General features: G+C 72.7%; 12 protein-coding genes. 7 read left to right on the top strand and 5 right to left on the bottom strand.

The features are described 5' to 3' along the window. Nucleotides 1–99: 99 nt before the first annotated feature. The 3 genes from PSEJ31_RS0110095 to PSEJ31_RS0110105 all read left to right on the top strand — a co-directional run bounded on the left by PSEJ31_RS0110095 (nt 100) and on the right by PSEJ31_RS0110105 (nt 6,106). A complete protein-coding gene (locus PSEJ31_RS0110095; protein WP_028915377.1) occupies nt 100–1,191 on the top strand; it encodes an efflux RND transporter periplasmic adaptor subunit in 1,092 nt (363 codons plus the stop codon). Further along, entirely contained in the window at nt 1,188–4,280 is a 3,093-nt protein-coding gene (locus PSEJ31_RS0110100) for an efflux RND transporter permease subunit (RefSeq protein WP_028915378.1), read from the top strand. Before PSEJ31_RS0110095 ends, PSEJ31_RS0110100 begins: the two co-directional genes overlap by 4 nt. 221 nt (nt 4,281–4,501) lie before the next feature. Beyond that, nucleotides 4,502–6,106 (top strand): M20/M25/M40 family metallo-hydrolase, encoded by a 1,605-nt coding sequence (locus PSEJ31_RS0110105; RefSeq protein ID WP_028915379.1) that lies wholly within the window; start codon nt 4,502–4,504, stop codon nt 6,104–6,106. Between the two features lie 81 nt (nt 6,107–6,187). Here PSEJ31_RS0110105 and nth read toward each other — a convergent pair whose 3' ends face one another. The 3 genes from nth to PSEJ31_RS0110125 are packed head-to-tail and all read right to left on the bottom strand — an operon-like array spanning nt 6,188 to nt 8,134. Next, nucleotides 6,188–6,985, bottom strand: coding sequence for an endonuclease III (gene nth, locus PSEJ31_RS0110115; RefSeq protein WP_232211014.1), 798 nt, complete (start codon nt 6,983–6,985; stop codon nt 6,188–6,190). Beyond that, on the bottom strand, nt 6,982–7,335 hold the full coding sequence (locus tag PSEJ31_RS0110120) for a hypothetical protein (protein WP_125076627.1): 354 nt from the start codon (nt 7,333–7,335) through the stop codon (nt 6,982–6,984). Before PSEJ31_RS0110120 ends, nth begins: the two co-directional genes overlap by 4 nt. A 16-nt stretch (nt 7,336–7,351) precedes the next feature. Continuing rightward, the gene (locus PSEJ31_RS0110125) at nt 7,352–8,134 is read right to left on the bottom strand and encodes an enoyl-CoA hydratase-related protein (protein WP_019398882.1); all 783 of its coding nucleotides are present in this window, start codon (nt 8,132–8,134) and stop codon (nt 7,352–7,354) included. Between the two features lie 169 nt (nt 8,135–8,303). Here PSEJ31_RS0110125 and PSEJ31_RS0110130 point away from each other — a divergent pair, with 169 nt between their 5' ends. From PSEJ31_RS0110130 to PSEJ31_RS0110140, 3 genes are all read left to right on the top strand, one after another. Then, the gene (locus tag PSEJ31_RS0110130) at nt 8,304–9,005 is read left to right on the top strand and encodes an FKBP-type peptidyl-prolyl cis-trans isomerase N-terminal domain-containing protein (RefSeq protein ID WP_019398881.1); all 702 of its coding nucleotides are present in this window, start codon (nt 8,304–8,306) and stop codon (nt 9,003–9,005) included. 82 nt (nt 9,006–9,087) lie between these two features. Continuing rightward, nucleotides 9,088–9,897: a CoA pyrophosphatase gene (locus tag PSEJ31_RS0110135; RefSeq protein ID WP_084220848.1), complete on the top strand. Its 810-nt coding sequence runs from the start codon at nt 9,088–9,090 to the stop codon at nt 9,895–9,897. After that, nucleotides 9,894–10,763 carry a sulfurtransferase gene (locus PSEJ31_RS0110140; RefSeq protein WP_028915383.1) on the top strand — a complete coding sequence of 290 codons (870 nt, stop codon included), beginning with the start codon at nt 9,894–9,896 and terminating at the stop codon, nt 10,761–10,763. Before PSEJ31_RS0110135 ends, PSEJ31_RS0110140 begins: the two co-directional genes overlap by 4 nt. Before the next feature lie 41 nt (nt 10,764–10,804). Here PSEJ31_RS0110140 and PSEJ31_RS0110145 read toward each other — a convergent pair whose 3' ends face one another. Next, nucleotides 10,805–11,569, bottom strand: a complete 765-nt coding sequence (locus tag PSEJ31_RS0110145) for an SDR family oxidoreductase (protein WP_019398878.1) — start codon at nt 11,567–11,569, stop codon at nt 10,805–10,807. A gap of 110 nt (nt 11,570–11,679) precedes the next feature. Here PSEJ31_RS0110145 and PSEJ31_RS0110150 point away from each other — a divergent pair, with 110 nt between their 5' ends. Continuing rightward, nucleotides 11,680–12,594 carry a LysR family transcriptional regulator gene (locus tag PSEJ31_RS0110150; RefSeq protein WP_084220849.1) on the top strand — a complete coding sequence of 305 codons (915 nt, stop codon included), beginning with the start codon at nt 11,680–11,682 and terminating at the stop codon, nt 12,592–12,594. Nucleotides 12,595–12,598: 4 nt separating this feature from the next. On the opposite strand, the gene PSEJ31_RS0110155 is transcribed toward PSEJ31_RS0110150, so the two are convergent. Then, nucleotides 12,599–13,378 (bottom strand): enoyl-CoA hydratase/isomerase family protein, encoded by a 780-nt coding sequence (locus PSEJ31_RS0110155; protein WP_019398876.1) that lies wholly within the window; start codon nt 13,376–13,378, stop codon nt 12,599–12,601. Between the last annotated feature and the right edge of the window lies 1 nt (nt 13,379).

The raw sequence follows: 13,379 nt of genomic DNA on the forward strand, positions 1-13,379 counted from the left end.
ACCTGGCGGCGCGCGCCTCCCGCTCCTGAAGTCGTTCCCACCCCAACCCGAGCCGTACCCGTGTCCAGGGCGCGGTCTGCGATCGTGACTGGAGTTCCCATGAAAGCAAGGATCCTGCGCCAGCCCGTGCTGGCGATGGCGCTGCTGGCAGTGCTGGCCGGCTGCGGCGGCGAGGCAACGGAGGAGGCCGCGCAACCGCCTGCGGTGACGGCGGAGGCGCCGCGCCTGCAGCAGGTCGCGCGCAGCCTGCGCGTCTCCGGTCCGGTGGCCGCCTACGAGGAGATGCAGCTGGGCGTCGAGCTCAACGGACTGCGCGTCACCGCGCTCAACGTGGACGTGGGGCAGCAGGTGCGTGCCGGCCAGGTGCTGTTGACCCTGGACCACCGCACCCTGGACAGCGAACTGGCCCAGGCGCGTGCGTCGATGCAGGAGGCCGAGGCCGCGCTCGCCCTGGCGCGCGCCAACTACAGTCGTGCCGAGACCCTCGCCGCGCGACAGCTCATCAGTGCCAGCCAGCTCGACGAGCTGCGCGCGCTGCGCATCCAGGCCGAGGCGCAGCTGGCCACCGCCCGTGCGCGGCGCGACGCGGCGCAGCTGCAACGCGACTTCGCCGAGCTGCGTGCGCCGGCCGACGGCATCGTCTCCAGGCGGATGGTGCAGCCGGGCCAGGTGGTCGCCGCCGGCACCGAGCTGCTGCGCCTGATCCGCGACGGCCGGCTCGAATGGCGCGCGGAACTGCCCGAACGGCAGCTGGCCCTGGTCGAGGTCGGCAACCCGGTGGAGCTGGCCTACCAGGGCAGCACCATCAGCGGCCGCGTGCGCGCGGTCAGTCCCGGCGTGGACGCGGAGTCACGCACTGGCACGCTTTACGTCGACCTGCCCGAGCCCGGTCCGTTGAAGGCCGGCGTCTACCTGGAAGGGCGCATCGTCACCGGCTCAGGCCAGGCGCTCATGCTGCCCAGCGAGGCGGTGGTCCAGCGCGACGGCCACGCCTACGTGTTCGTGCTCGACGATGGCCAGGTGGTGCAGCGGCGGCGCGTGCGCACCGGCCTGGCCGAGGCGGGGCGGATCGAGATCGTCGAAGGACTCGAGCCTGGCCGCCAGGTGGTGGTGAAGGGCGCCGGTTTCCTTGGCGAGGGCGACCGCGTGCGCGTGGTCGCGGACACGGACACGGAGGCCGGCGCGCCATGAACATCTCCGCCTGGGCCATCCGCCGGCCGCTGCCGGCGGTGATGGTGTTCTTCGTGCTGTGCGTGGCCGGCCTGTGGGGCTTCCACAGGCTGCCGGTGGCGCGCTTTCCCGACATCGCCTTTCCGATGACCACGGTCACCGTGGTGCTGCCCGGGGCCTCCCCGACCCAGCTGGAGGCCGAGGTCACCCGCAGGATCGAGGACTCGGTGGCCACGATCCCCAACGTCAAGCGGATCATGTCCTCGGTCAACGAGGGCGTGAGCACCACCATGGTCGAGTTCCAGCTCGAGGTGGACCTGGCCACCGCGCTGGACGACGTCCGTGACGCGGTCACCCGCGTCCGCACCGACCTGCCCCAGGACATCCAGGAACCGGTGGTCTCCAAGGTGGACATCGGCGGCGCGCTGATGACCTATGCGCTGGTCGCGCCGCGGATGAGCCAGGACGAGGCCAGCTGGTTCGTCGACCGCGAGGTCACCCGCGCCATGTACGGCGTGCCCGGCGTGGCCGAGGTCACGCGCGTGGGTGGCGTGGAGCGCCAGGTGCGCGTGGACCTGGATCCCGATGCGCTGCAGGCCTTCGGCGTCACCGCCGGCGATGTGTCCTCGCAGCTGGCGAAGATCCAGGTCGAGCGCGCGGGCGGCCGCGCCCTGCAGGCCGGCGGCGAGCAGGTGATCCGCACCATCGGCACGGTGGCCGATGCGCGCGAGCTGGAGGACTACAGCATCAGCCTGCCCGACGGGCGCGCGGTGCGGCTGTCGGCGCTGGCGCGGGTCAGCGACGCCGCCGCCGATCCGGCCGAGGCCGCCCTGCTGGACGGCAAGCCGGTGGTCGCCTTCTCCATGTCCCGGACCCGTGGCTCCAGCGAGGTCGAGGTGGAGGCCGGGGTGCAGGCGGCGCTGGAGCAGCTCAAGGCCAACCATCCCGGCATCGACTTCCGCCTGGTCGCCACCGCCATCGACGAGACCCACCGCTCATACGACTCGTCGATGACGATGCTGTGGGAAGGCGCGCTGCTGGCGCTGGTGGTGGTGTGGCTGTTCCTGCGCGACTGGCGCGCGACCTGGGTCTCGGCGGTGGCGCTGCCGCTGTCGATCGTGCCGACCTTCGCGGTGATGCACTGGCTGGGCTTCAGCCTCAACATGATCACCCTGCTGGCGCTGGCGGTGGTGGTCGGCATCCTGGTGGACGATGCGATCGTGGAGATCGAGAACATCGTCCGCCACCTGCGCATGGGCAAGACCCCGCTCGAGGCCGCCCGCGAGGCCGCCGGGGAGATCGGCAATGCGGTGATCGCCACCTCCCTGACCCTGGCGGCGGTGTTCGTGCCGGTCGCGTTCATGCCCGGCGTCGCCGGCAAGTTCTTCCGCGAATTCGGCTGGACCGCGGCGACCGCGGTGCTGTTCTCGCTGCTGGTGGCGCGCCTGCTCACGCCGATGATGGCCGCCTGCCTGCTCAAGCCGCACGGCAGGGAGGAGCGGGATTCGCGGTTGATGCGCTGGTACCTGGGCTGGGTGGACGCGGCCCTGCGCCACCGCGCACGCACGCTGTGGATCGCGACCGGCCTGTTCGTCGCCTCGCTGGCCCTGGTGCCGCTGATCCCCGCGACCTTCATCCCGGTCTCGGACCTCGGGCGCAGCAACCTGAGCCTGGAACTGCCGCCGGGCACGCGGCTGGAGCAGACCGTGGCGGTGGCGGAGCGTGCCCGCCACATGCTGGCCGACATGCCCGAGCTCAAGCAGGTCTACACCACGGTGGGCAGCGTCCTGGACCTGGGCGACCCTTCGGCGCCGCCGGTGGGCGAGGCGCGCAAGGCCACCCTGGTGCTGGACTGGGGCAAGGCGGAGGAGCGCGGGCGCGACCAGACCGCGCTGGAGCGCGAGGTGCGCCGGCGCCTGTCGGTCCTGCCGGGCGTGCGCGTGAGCTACATCAGCTCCGAACCGGGCAACGTGATGCAGCTGGTGCTGGCGGGCGACGATCCGCGCCAGCTCAACGAGACCGCGCTGGCGCTGGAGCGCGAGCTGCGCGGCATCCCCGGCCTGGGCAGCATCACATCCTCGGCCTCGCTGCTGCGCCCGGAGATCCGGATCGAACCCGACCCGGCGCGCGCCGCCGACCTGGGCGTGTCCACCGCCGACATCGCCGAGGCCGCCCGCATCGCCACCTCGGGCGACTACGTCCAGCGCATGGCCAAGCTCAACCTGCCGGACCGCCAGATCCCGATCCGGGTGGGCTTCGCCGAGTCGGCGCTGGACAATCCTTCGCTGCTCGGACAGCTGCGGGTGAACGGGCGCAATGGCCCGGTGCCGCTGGCCGCGGTGGCCGAGATCGGCATGGGCAGCGGCCCGACCCAGGTCTCGCGCTACCAGCGCCAGCGCAACATCACCCTGACCGCGGAACTGAGCGGGCGGCCGCTGGGCGAGGTGATGGAAGAGGTGCAGTCGCTGCCAAGCGTGCGCAACCTGCCGCCGGGCGTGGAGTTCCTCAACGCCGGCGACGCGGAGGTGTTCGTCGAGCTGTTCGTCGGCTTCCTGCTGGCGATGGTCGCCGGCATCGCCTGCATCTACATGGTCCTGCTGCTGCTGTTCAACCATGCGCTGATGCCGCTGACCATCCTCGTGGCGGTGCCGCTGTGCGCCGGCGGCGCGTTCGGTGCGCTGCTGCTGACCCAGAACATGCTGTCGCTGCCGGCGCTCATCGGGCTGCTGATGCTGATCGGCATCGCCACCAAGAACTCGATCCTGCTGGTGGACTACGCGGTGATCGCCGAGGACGAGCAGGGCATGAGCCAGCACGACGCGCTGGTCGACGCCTGCCGCAAGCGCGCCCGGCCGATCATCATGACCACCCTGGCGATGGGCGCGGGCATGATGCCGATCGCGCTGGGCCTGTCGGGCGATTCCAGCTTCCGCGCGCCGATGGCCATCGCGGTGATCGGCGGCCTGATCACCTCGACCCTGCTGAGCCTGGTGGTGATCCCGGCCGCGTATACCGTGGTGGACGACCTGGGCGGATGGTTCGCGCGGCGCTTCGGCCGCGGTTCCGCGCATCCGCCGCAGCCGGCGCGCGCCGTGGATGCGGCCGGCTGAGGCCCGGTAGTGCACTGCCCGCCGCGGCCGCGGCGGGCATGTGCCGGAAGTCAGGCGCGTCGCGGGCTCCCTTGCGCTTAGGATAGGGGTTCGGCCGCGCCGGTTTCGCGCGTAGCGCGAAACCGGCGCGGCCTTTTCCGTGACCGATTCCACGCCGGGCCGCGTGCGCCGGAGGGTCGGTGGTTGTGTTCCTGACAGGGGAGTAAGACGAAGTGGCGGGCATGCTGCGTAGCATGGTGTTGGCGGGACTGGTGGCGGCGTCGGGCGTGTCCGGCGCGCACGCAGGGGAGCCGGTGGACCTGGACATGGTGGCCAGGATCCGGCAGGAAGCATTCGCAAGGTCGCAGGCGCCGGCCAACCTCAAGGAGCTGACCGAGACCGTCGGTCCGCGCCTGACCAATTCGCCCGCCTATGCGCGGTCGACCGAATGGGCCAAGGCCAAGCTGCAGGGCTATGGCCTGGCCAACGTGCACGAGGAGGTCTACGACCCGGCGTTCGGCCGCGGCTGGGAATACCGCGCCTCGCGCGTGGAGATGTTGTCGCCGCGGCAGATGCCGATCCACGCGGCGCCCAAGGCGTGGACGCCGGGCACCCAGGGCCAGGTCGAGGGCGAGGTGGTCAAGGCCGCGCTCAAGACCCGCGAGGACCTGGAGAAGCACAAGGGCCAGCTGCGCGGCAAGATCGTGCTGCTGGACGACGCGCGCAAGTACAAGCCGAACGACAAGCCCGACTTCCGCCGCCACAGCCACGACGACCTGGGCGAGCTGCAGACCTTCCCGGTGCCGGAGGATGCCGAGGAAGGCGCGCAGCAGAAGCGCCTGGCCGAGTACCGCAAGCGCCAGGAATTCTCGCGCGAGCTCAACGCCTTCCTGGCCGAGGAGGGCGTGCTGGCGACGCTGTCGATCAGCTCCTGGGACAACGGCATCCTGCGCGTCACCGGCGGCGGCTCGCGCAAGGCCGGCGAGGCGGCGGGCGTGACCGAACTGGTGGTCGCCGCCGAGCACTACAACCAGCTGGTGCGCGCGGTCGAGCGCAAGCAGGACGTGCGCCTGCGCCTTGACATCGATGCCGGCTTCACCAGCGAGGAAGACCTGCCGGCGAGCAACGTGTTCGCCGACCTGCCGGGCGGCAGCAAGGCCGACGAGGTGGTGGTCATCGGCGCGCACCTGGACTCCTGGCACACCGGCACCGGCGCCAGCGACAACGGCGCCGGCGTGGTGGTGATGATGGAGGCCATGCGCATCCTCAAGGCGGTCGGCGCCAAGCCGAAGCGCACCATCCGCCTGGCGCTGTGGGGCGGCGAGGAGCAGGGCCTGCACGGCTCGGCCGGCTACGTCGCCAAGTACCTGGCCGACTGGCCGGAACCCACCGATCCGGAGCAGAAGGCACTGCCGCGCGCGTTCCAGCGCGGTACCGGCCCGCTGCAGCGCAAGCGCGGCTACGACCGCTTCGCCGGCTACTTCAACTTCGACAACGGCACCGGCCGCATCCGCGGCATCTACGCCCAGGAGAACCACGCCGTGGTGCCGATCTTCAAGGCCTGGCTGGAGCCGTTCCACGACCTGGGCGCGGAGATCGTGACCACCCGCAACACCGGCAGCACCGACCACGTCTCGTTCGACCGCGTCGGCCTGCCCGGCTTCCAGTTCGTGCAGGACCCGGCGGACTACTTCACCCGCGTCCACCACACCCACCTGGACACCTACGACCACGTCGTGCCGGAGGACCTGAAGCAGGCCGCGGCGATCATTGCCTCGTTCGCCTGGCATGCGGCCAACCGCGACGAGCGCCTGCCGCGCAAGCCGTTCCGCGACCGCGACGAGTAAGCGGGAGCGTCGCCAGCCAATGCCGGCTTCCCGCGCGGGAGGCCGGCCATCCCGGAGGCCGCGTTGCGGCCTCCGGCCTTTTCAGCCCTCGGCGCTGCCCGGGGTCTTGTCCGGGAAGCGGCAGAGGTCGCGGATCACGCAGCGCGGGCAGTCCGGCTTGCGCGCCTTGCACACGTAGCGGCCGTGCAGGATCAGCCAGTGGTGCGCGTCCTGCATGAACTCCGCCGGCACCGTGCGCAGCAGCGCGTCCTCCACCGCGCGCACGTCCTTGCCCGGGGCCAGCCCGGTGCGGTTGGAGACGCGGAAGATGTGCGTGTCCACCGCGATGGTGGGCTCGCCGAAGGCGGTGTTGAGCACCACGTTGGCGGTCTTGCGGCCCACCCCGGGCAGGGCCTCCAGCGCCTCGCGCTGGCGCGGCACCTCGCCGCCGTGCCGTTCCAGCAGGATCCGGCAGGTGGCGATGATGTTGGCCGCCTTGGCGTTGTACAGGCCGATGGAGTTGATGTAGCGCTTCAGCCCGTCCTCGCCCAGGGCCAGGATCGCCTGCGGCGTGTTGGCCACCGGGAACAGGCGGCGGGTGGCCTTGTTCACGCCCACGTCGGTGGCCTGCGCCGACAGCGCCACCGCCACCAGCAGCTCGAACGGCGTGCTGTATTCCAGCTCGGTGGTCGGATGCGGGTTGAGCTCGCGCAGGCGCGAGAACAGCTCGCGTACTTCCGCCGGCGCCAACCGCCCGGCGCGGGCGCGGATGCGCGGCTTGGCCGCGGCCTCGCGCGCCTTCGCGGCCGTGCCGGCTTTGTTCGCGGCCGCGGGCCGGGCGGCCGGTCCCGGGACGGCGGCGCCGGGACCCGAGGCGCGCTTGCGTACCACCTTGCTCATGGCTTGCGCCCCGCCGCCGCGCGCGCCCGCGCGCGGGCCAGGGCCGCCGCCGCCGCGGGCGGCAGGGCCGGGTTGGACGCGGGCGCGTCGGCCGGAACGGCCGCGGCGCGGCGCCGGGCCTCGCGCTCGGCGGCAATCCGCTCCAGCCGCGCGGCGCGCGCGCGGTGCCGCTCGCGCGCGGCCCAGGCCGTGCGCAGGCGCTGTTGCGCCGCAAGCAGCGGCGCGTCCTCCGCCGCGGCGGGCGAGGCGGGGTAGTCCATCAGCCCGGCCTGCAGCGCGGCGTCGAGGTCGCCATCGGCCAGCAGCGCGAGCAGGCGCGCGCGCTGCGCCTGGCGGGCCGGGTCCTGCATCGTCGCCATCGCCCGGTCAGCGGTTGCGGAACTGCGGGGTGCGCTTGCCGAGGAAGGCGGAGGTGCCCTCGCGCATGTCCTCGGTGGCGAACAGCAGGGCGAACTGCGCGGTCTCGAACTGCAGGCCTTCCTCGATCGCGCACTCGCCGCCGACCACCACCGCGTCCAGGACCGCGCGCAGCGCCAGCGGCGCGGCCGTGGCCAGGCTGCCGGCGAGGGTGGCGACCTCGGACTCGAGTTCCGCGGCCGGGACCACACGGTTCACCAGGCCCAGCTGAAGGGCGCGGGCGGCATCGATGGGCTTGCCGAGCAGGCACAGCTCCAGCGCCGCGGCGCGGCCGCACAGGCGCAGCAGGCGCTGGGTGCCGCCGAAGCCCGGGACCAGGCCCAGGTTGATTTCCGGCTGGCCCAGGCGCGCGCTGTCGGCGGCGATGCGCAGGTGGCAGGCCATGGCCAGTTCCAGGCCGCCGCCCAGGGCGTAGCCGTTGACCGCGGCGATCACCGGCTTGGGCATGCGCTCGATCCGGCGCATCAGGCGCTGGCCCAGCAGGGAGAACTCGCGTGCCTCGATCGGGCCGAGCTGGTTCATCTCGGCGATGTCGGCGCCGGCCACGAAGGCCTTGGGGCCGGCGCCGGTGAGTACCACCACGCGCACGGCGGTATCGGCCGACGCCGCGGCAAAGGCCGCGTCCAGCGCCTCCAGGGTCTGCCGGTCCAGGGCGTTGAGCCGCTCGGGACGGTCGATGGTGATGGTGCGGACGCCATCGGCGTCGCGGACGGTGACGGGACTGGACGCCATGGGGCTCCTTGTCGGTACGGTTCGGGAATGTGAAGGAAGCGGCGGAACTTCGCGGGTCCGCCACGGTCACAGGCCTGTCCCGCGCGCTCTGGCGCGGGCAACCAAGCGGCGGCTATCCTAGCGCGTCGAACACCCGGGGCCGACCGTCCCCCTTCCGGAGAAGAACTTGATGAAGTTGCGTCCGATCGCTGTCGCCCTTGCCGCCATGGCCGTGGCCGGCAGTGCCCTCGCCCAGGACACCACGTCCGAGAAGGGCAAGCTGAGCTACTACTTCGGCTATGACTACGGCAACAACCTTGCCGAACTGCAGGCCCGCGGCGAGCAGCTCGACGTCAATTCGGTGGTCAAGGGCCTGCAGGACGCCCTGGCCAAGAAGGAGCCGGCGATCACCGCCGAGCAGCTGCGCCCGGCCCTGGAAGCCTTCCAGAAGCGCGAGCAGGCCCGCATGCAGGAGGCCAAGGCCCAGTACGACAAGGCCGCCGCGGAGAACAAGACCCGCTCCGACCAGTTCATCGCCAGCTACAAGGGCCAGGCGGGCGTGAAGACCCTGCCCAGCGGCGTGGCCTACAAGGTGGTCGAGGCCGGCAACGGTGCCAAGCCGACCCAGGCCAGCACCGTGCAGCTGGAGGTTGCCGGTCCGTACCCCTACGGCCAGCGCCCGGAGCAGGCGCGCCCGGCACAGCAGATCCCGTCGATCAAGGTCAGCGAGGTCGAGATGGCGGCCATGCGCGAGGTCCTGCTGCAGATGCCGGCCGGCTCCAAGTGGGAAGTCGCCCTGCCGCCGGACAAGGCCTACGGCGCCGACCCGCGCACCGGCTTCCCGCCGAACGTGGCGGTGGTGTTCGAGATCAAGCTGGTGTCGGTCAAGTAATACGCGGCGGCCACCGCCGTCCGTGTTGCTGCGCCGGCTTCGTGCCGGCGCAGTCGTTTCCGGCCCTGCAGGATCCCGTGACGTGAGCGTTTCCCCAGACCTGGCTACCGTTTCCAGCCCGTGCATCGGGCTGTGCCGCCTGGACCGCGACGGTCTGTGCGAAGGTTGCCTGCGCAGCGGCGAGGAAATCGGTGCCTGGAGCCGGATGGACGAGGGCCAGCGCCGGCGCCTGATGGAGGAGGTCTTGCAGCAGCGCCAGCGGCAACGCCAGGTCTTCGTGCAGCGCCTGCGCGAGCGGGACGGCCTGCAGCGGGTGCTGCACCCGTTGCGCCAGCCGCCGCGCGAGCCGGGCTGGAACCGCGACGAACTGGCCGACCTGCTCGGCCCGCATGCCCCGGCCGAGGCCGCGGTGCTGGTTGGCCTGGTCCCGCGCGTGGAGGGCACGCGGGTGCTGCTGACCCTGCGCACCGATGGCCTGCGCCACCATGGCGGCCAGGTCAGCTTCCCCGGCGGAAGGGTGGAGTCGGCGGACCGCGGCGTGCTGGCGGCGGCGCTGCGCGAGAGCCACGAGGAAATCGCGCTGCCCGTGGGCCAGGTCGCGCCGCTGGGCTACCTCGATCCGCTGCTGACCATCAGCGGCTTCCGCATCACCCCGGTGGTGGCGGCGGTCGACCCGGACTTCGTGCCGCGCCCGGAGCCTGGCGAGGTGGCGCAGGTGTTCGAGGTGCCGCTGGACTACCTGATGGAGCCGGCGCGCCTGCGCCGGATCGACATGGACTACCGCGGACGCACCCGCACCGTGCTGGAGTACGACTGGCCGGAACAGCGCATCTGGGGCGCGACCGCGGCGATCCTGTACAACCTGAGGAGACGCCTGGAGGAGGGGAGATGAGCGGCATGCACTGGACCACCCTGGTGGACGTGCCCGCGCTGGCGGCGCGGCTGGACGACCCCGGCCTGCGCCTGCTCGACGCGCGCGCGGTGCTGGCCGATCCGCAGGCCGGCGCCGCCGCGTTCGCGGCCTCGCACCTGCCGCGCGCGCGCCACGCCGACCTGGACCGCGACCTGTCCGACCACGACGTGCAGGGCGAAGGCCGGCATCCGCTGCCGCGCGCGGAGGATTTCGCCCGGCGCGTGGGCGCCTGGGGCATCGGCCCGGAGCACCAGGTGGTGGTCTACGACGCCGGCGACGGCAGCATGGCCGCGGCACGCGCCTGGTGGCTGCTGCGCCTGCTGGGCCATGCCCGGGTGGCGGTGCTGGACGGCGGCCTGGCCGCCTGGCGCGCTGCCGGCCTGCCCGAATCCGGCGATGGCGCCGGAGCGCCGGCGCCGCTGCCGCCGTATCCCTCGCCCGGTTACGACCAGGCCCGCATCGCCACCGCGGCGGACGTGCTGCAGCGGTTGGGCGAGCCGGCCGGCTGGCTGCTGGACGCGCGCGGTGCCGAGCGCTTCCGCGGCGAGGTCGAACCGATCGATCCGGTCGCCGGCCACGTGCCCGGCGCGGTCAACCGTCCCTTCACCCTGAACCTGCGCGATGGCCGCTTCCGCCCCGCGCAGGAACTGCGCGCCGAGCTGGAGCCGCTGCTGCATGGCTGGGCGCCGCCGGATGCGGTGCTGATGTGCGGCTCCGGCGTCACCGCCTGCCACTTGCTGCTGGCGATGGAGCACGCCGGGCTGTCCGGCGCGCGGGTCTACGCCGGGTCCTGGAGCGGCTGGATCGCCGATCCCTCGCGCCCGGTGGCGCGCAGCGCCCAGTAGGCCACCCGGCGGGCCGCAGCCCGCCGGGGCGGCATCCGGGCTCAGAGCAGCATGCCGCCGGAGGCCTCGATGCGCTGGCCGTTGATCCAGGCCGTGCCCGGGCCCAGCAGCGCGGCCACCGCGCCGCCGATGTCGTCCGGCTGGCCGACGCGTCCCAGCGGGGTCTGCGAGGCGACCCAGGCATTGAGCTGGCGGTCGTCGCGCAGGCGGCCGCCGCCGAAGTCGGTCTCGATCGCGCCCGGGGCCAGGGTGTTGACGCTGATCCGGCGCTCGCCAAGTTCGCGTGCCAGGTAGCGGGTCAGCACCTCCACCGCGCCCTTCATCGAGCCGTAGGCCGAAGTGCCGGGCATGCTGAAGCGGGCCAGGCCGCTGGAGATGTTGAGGATGCGGCCGCCGTCGGCAAGCAGCGGCAGCAGGGCCTGGGTCAGCAGGTACGGGCCCTTGAAGTGGATCCGGTACATCTCGTCCAGCTGCGCCTCGGTGGTCTCGGCGAAGGGCACGTGCAGGCCTGTGCCGGCGTTGTTGACCAGGTGCTCGAACCGCTGCCGGCCCCAGCCGGCCAGCACCTCGCGCACGCGTCCGGCGAAGGCCGCGAAGCTGCCGCTGTCGGCCACGTCCAGCGGCAGCACCGCGACCCGGCGCCCGAGCGCCTGCAGCTCGGCGGCGACGGCTTCGGCCTCGGCGGCCTTGCTGCGGTAGGTGAGGATCAGGTCGTGGCCGGCGCGGGCCAGGTGGATGGCGGCGTTGCGGCCGAGGCCGCGGCTGCCGCCGGTGATCAGGGTGACGGGGGAGGCGGGGGTATCCATGGCGAGGCTCCGTGCGTGGGGAGGAATGGGACACGCACAGGCTATTGGTGCCAGATTGGCTGATAAACTCGGCTAATCCGATTTCTTTGTTCGCCTGTGGTGAACAGTCCATGGACCAGCTCGAGCATTACCGCATCTTCCTCCGCGTCGCCGAACTTGGCGGCTTCACCCGCGCCGCCGACAGCCTGGGCCTGCCCAAGGCCAGCGTGTCCACGGCGGTGCGCCGGCTGGAGGCGGAGCTGGGCACCCAGCTGTTCCACCGCACCACGCGGCGGGTACAGCTGACCGGCGACGGCGCGCTGTTCCTGGAGCGCTGCCGCGACTTCCTCGGCGAGGCCGAGGAGCTGCAAAGCATGTTCCGGCGCGAGCCGCAGCAGCTCAGCGGCCGGGTGCGGATCGGCATGTCCGGCGGCATGGCCCGGCAGCTGGTGCTGCCGCGGCTGGGGGCGTTCCTGGAGGCGCACCCGGGGCTGCAGATCGAGCTGGGCGCCGGCGAGCGCCGGGTCGACGTGGTGCGCGAGGGCTATGACTGCGTGGTGCGTACCGGTGACGTCGTCGATCCGAGCCTGGTCGCGCGGCGCCTGGGCCTGGCGCCGGTGGTCACCTGCGCCAGTCCGGCCTACCTGGAGCGCCACGGCATGCCGCGCACGCTGGAGGACCTGGCCTCCCACCGCCTGGTGCAGTTCGCGGTGGCCTTCGGCCAGAAGCCGGAAGGGTTCGAGTACCCGCTGCCCGGCGGCGGCCATGCCAGCCTGGAGCTGCCGGGTGCGGTCATCGTGGACAACGGCGAGGCCTATGTCGGCGCGGCCCTGGCCGGGCTGGGCCTGATCCAGCTGCCGCGCTTCGGCGTGCGCGAGGCGCTGGCCGACGGCCGCCTGGTCGAGGTGCTGCCGCAGCTGCCGGCCGCGCCGATGCCGGTCAGCCTGCTGTATCCGCTGCAGCGGCACATGCCGCGCCGGGTGCGCGAGGTGATGGACTGGCTGGCCCAGGTGCTGGCCGAGCACCTGGAGCCGTGGCCGGGCTGAGCGCTCAGGCCTTGCCGAGCTTCGCCAGCAGGGCGCGCAGGCCGGCCTGGGTGTCCGGCTCGTACCAGCCGTCGACGAAGCGGTCCAGGTGCAGGTGGTCCGGGTCCAGCGCGCGCACCAGGTCGGCGCGGGCCAGGGCGCGGGTCTGCAGCATCGGCGCGCGCGGCAGGCGCAGCAGCGGCTCCAGCCAGGCCAGGGCGCGCGGCACCACTTCCTCCACCGCGACCAGCTCGTCGACCAGGCCGATGCGCAGCGCTTCCTGGTCCGGAACCATGGCCCCGGCGACCAGCAGGCGCTCGGCGCGGTGGTGGCCGACCACCCGCCGCATCAGCTGCTGCGCGCCATCGGGCACGGCCAGGCCGACCTGGGTCTCGTTCATGCCGATGGCGAACGGTCTGGCTGGATCCGGCGAGCGCGCCATGATCCGGTAGTCGCAGCACAGCGACAGCACGCAGCCGCCGGCCGGTGCATGTCCGGTGACCGCCGCCACCACCGGGATGCGCAACCCGGCCAGCGCGCGCGCCGCGCCGAAAAACGCGCCCCAGGCCGCCTGCAGGGCGTGGCGGTCCTCGCCCAGCGACATCAGGTAGGGCACGTCCAGGCCGGCGGAGAACATGCCCGGCGCGCCGGACACCACCACCGCGTCCATGTCCTCGGCCACCGCGGTCTCCAGGCCGGCGATCAGCGCCCGGCACAACGCCGGATCCAGCGCGTTGACCGGCGGGCGCGCCAGGCGCAGTTCGCGGATGCGGCCGTGGTCGATGGTCTGCACGAAGGCGTTCATG

Origin of the sequence: Pseudoxanthomonas sp. J31 (assembly GCF_000510725.1) — a bacterium.
Taxonomy (GTDB): domain Bacteria; phylum Pseudomonadota; class Gammaproteobacteria; order Xanthomonadales; family Xanthomonadaceae; genus Pseudoxanthomonas.

What these genes read in the sequence shown, in the direction of transcription:
- PSEJ31_RS0110130 (WP_019398881.1), top strand. Translation starts at nt 8,304, where the DNA reads ATGAAGTTGCGTCCGATCGCTGTCGCCCTTGCCGCCATGGCCGTGGCC.
- PSEJ31_RS0110095 (WP_028915377.1), top strand. Translation starts at nt 100, where the DNA reads ATGAAAGCAAGGATCCTGCGCCAGCCCGTGCTGGCGATGGCGCTGCTG.
- PSEJ31_RS0110120 (WP_125076627.1), bottom strand. Translation starts at nt 7,335, where the DNA reads ATGCAGGACCCGGCCCGCCAGGCGCAGCGCGCGCGCCTGCTCGCGCTG.
- PSEJ31_RS0110145 (WP_019398878.1), bottom strand. Translation starts at nt 11,569, where the DNA reads ATGGATACCCCCGCCTCCCCCGTCACCCTGATCACCGGCGGCAGCCGC.
- PSEJ31_RS0110150 (WP_084220849.1), top strand. Translation starts at nt 11,680, where the DNA reads ATGGACCAGCTCGAGCATTACCGCATCTTCCTCCGCGTCGCCGAACTT.
- PSEJ31_RS0110155 (WP_019398876.1), bottom strand. Translation starts at nt 13,378, where the DNA reads ATGAACGCCTTCGTGCAGACCATCGACCACGGCCGCATCCGCGAACTG.
- PSEJ31_RS0110100 (WP_028915378.1), top strand. Translation starts at nt 1,188, where the DNA reads ATGAACATCTCCGCCTGGGCCATCCGCCGGCCGCTGCCGGCGGTGATG.
- nth (WP_232211014.1), bottom strand. Translation starts at nt 6,985, where the DNA reads ATGAGCAAGGTGGTACGCAAGCGCGCCTCGGGTCCCGGCGCCGCCGTC.
- PSEJ31_RS0110105 (WP_028915379.1), top strand. Translation starts at nt 4,502, where the DNA reads ATGCTGCGTAGCATGGTGTTGGCGGGACTGGTGGCGGCGTCGGGCGTG.
- PSEJ31_RS0110125 (WP_019398882.1), bottom strand. Translation starts at nt 8,134, where the DNA reads ATGGCGTCCAGTCCCGTCACCGTCCGCGACGCCGATGGCGTCCGCACC.
- PSEJ31_RS0110140 (WP_028915383.1), top strand. Translation starts at nt 9,894, where the DNA reads ATGAGCGGCATGCACTGGACCACCCTGGTGGACGTGCCCGCGCTGGCG.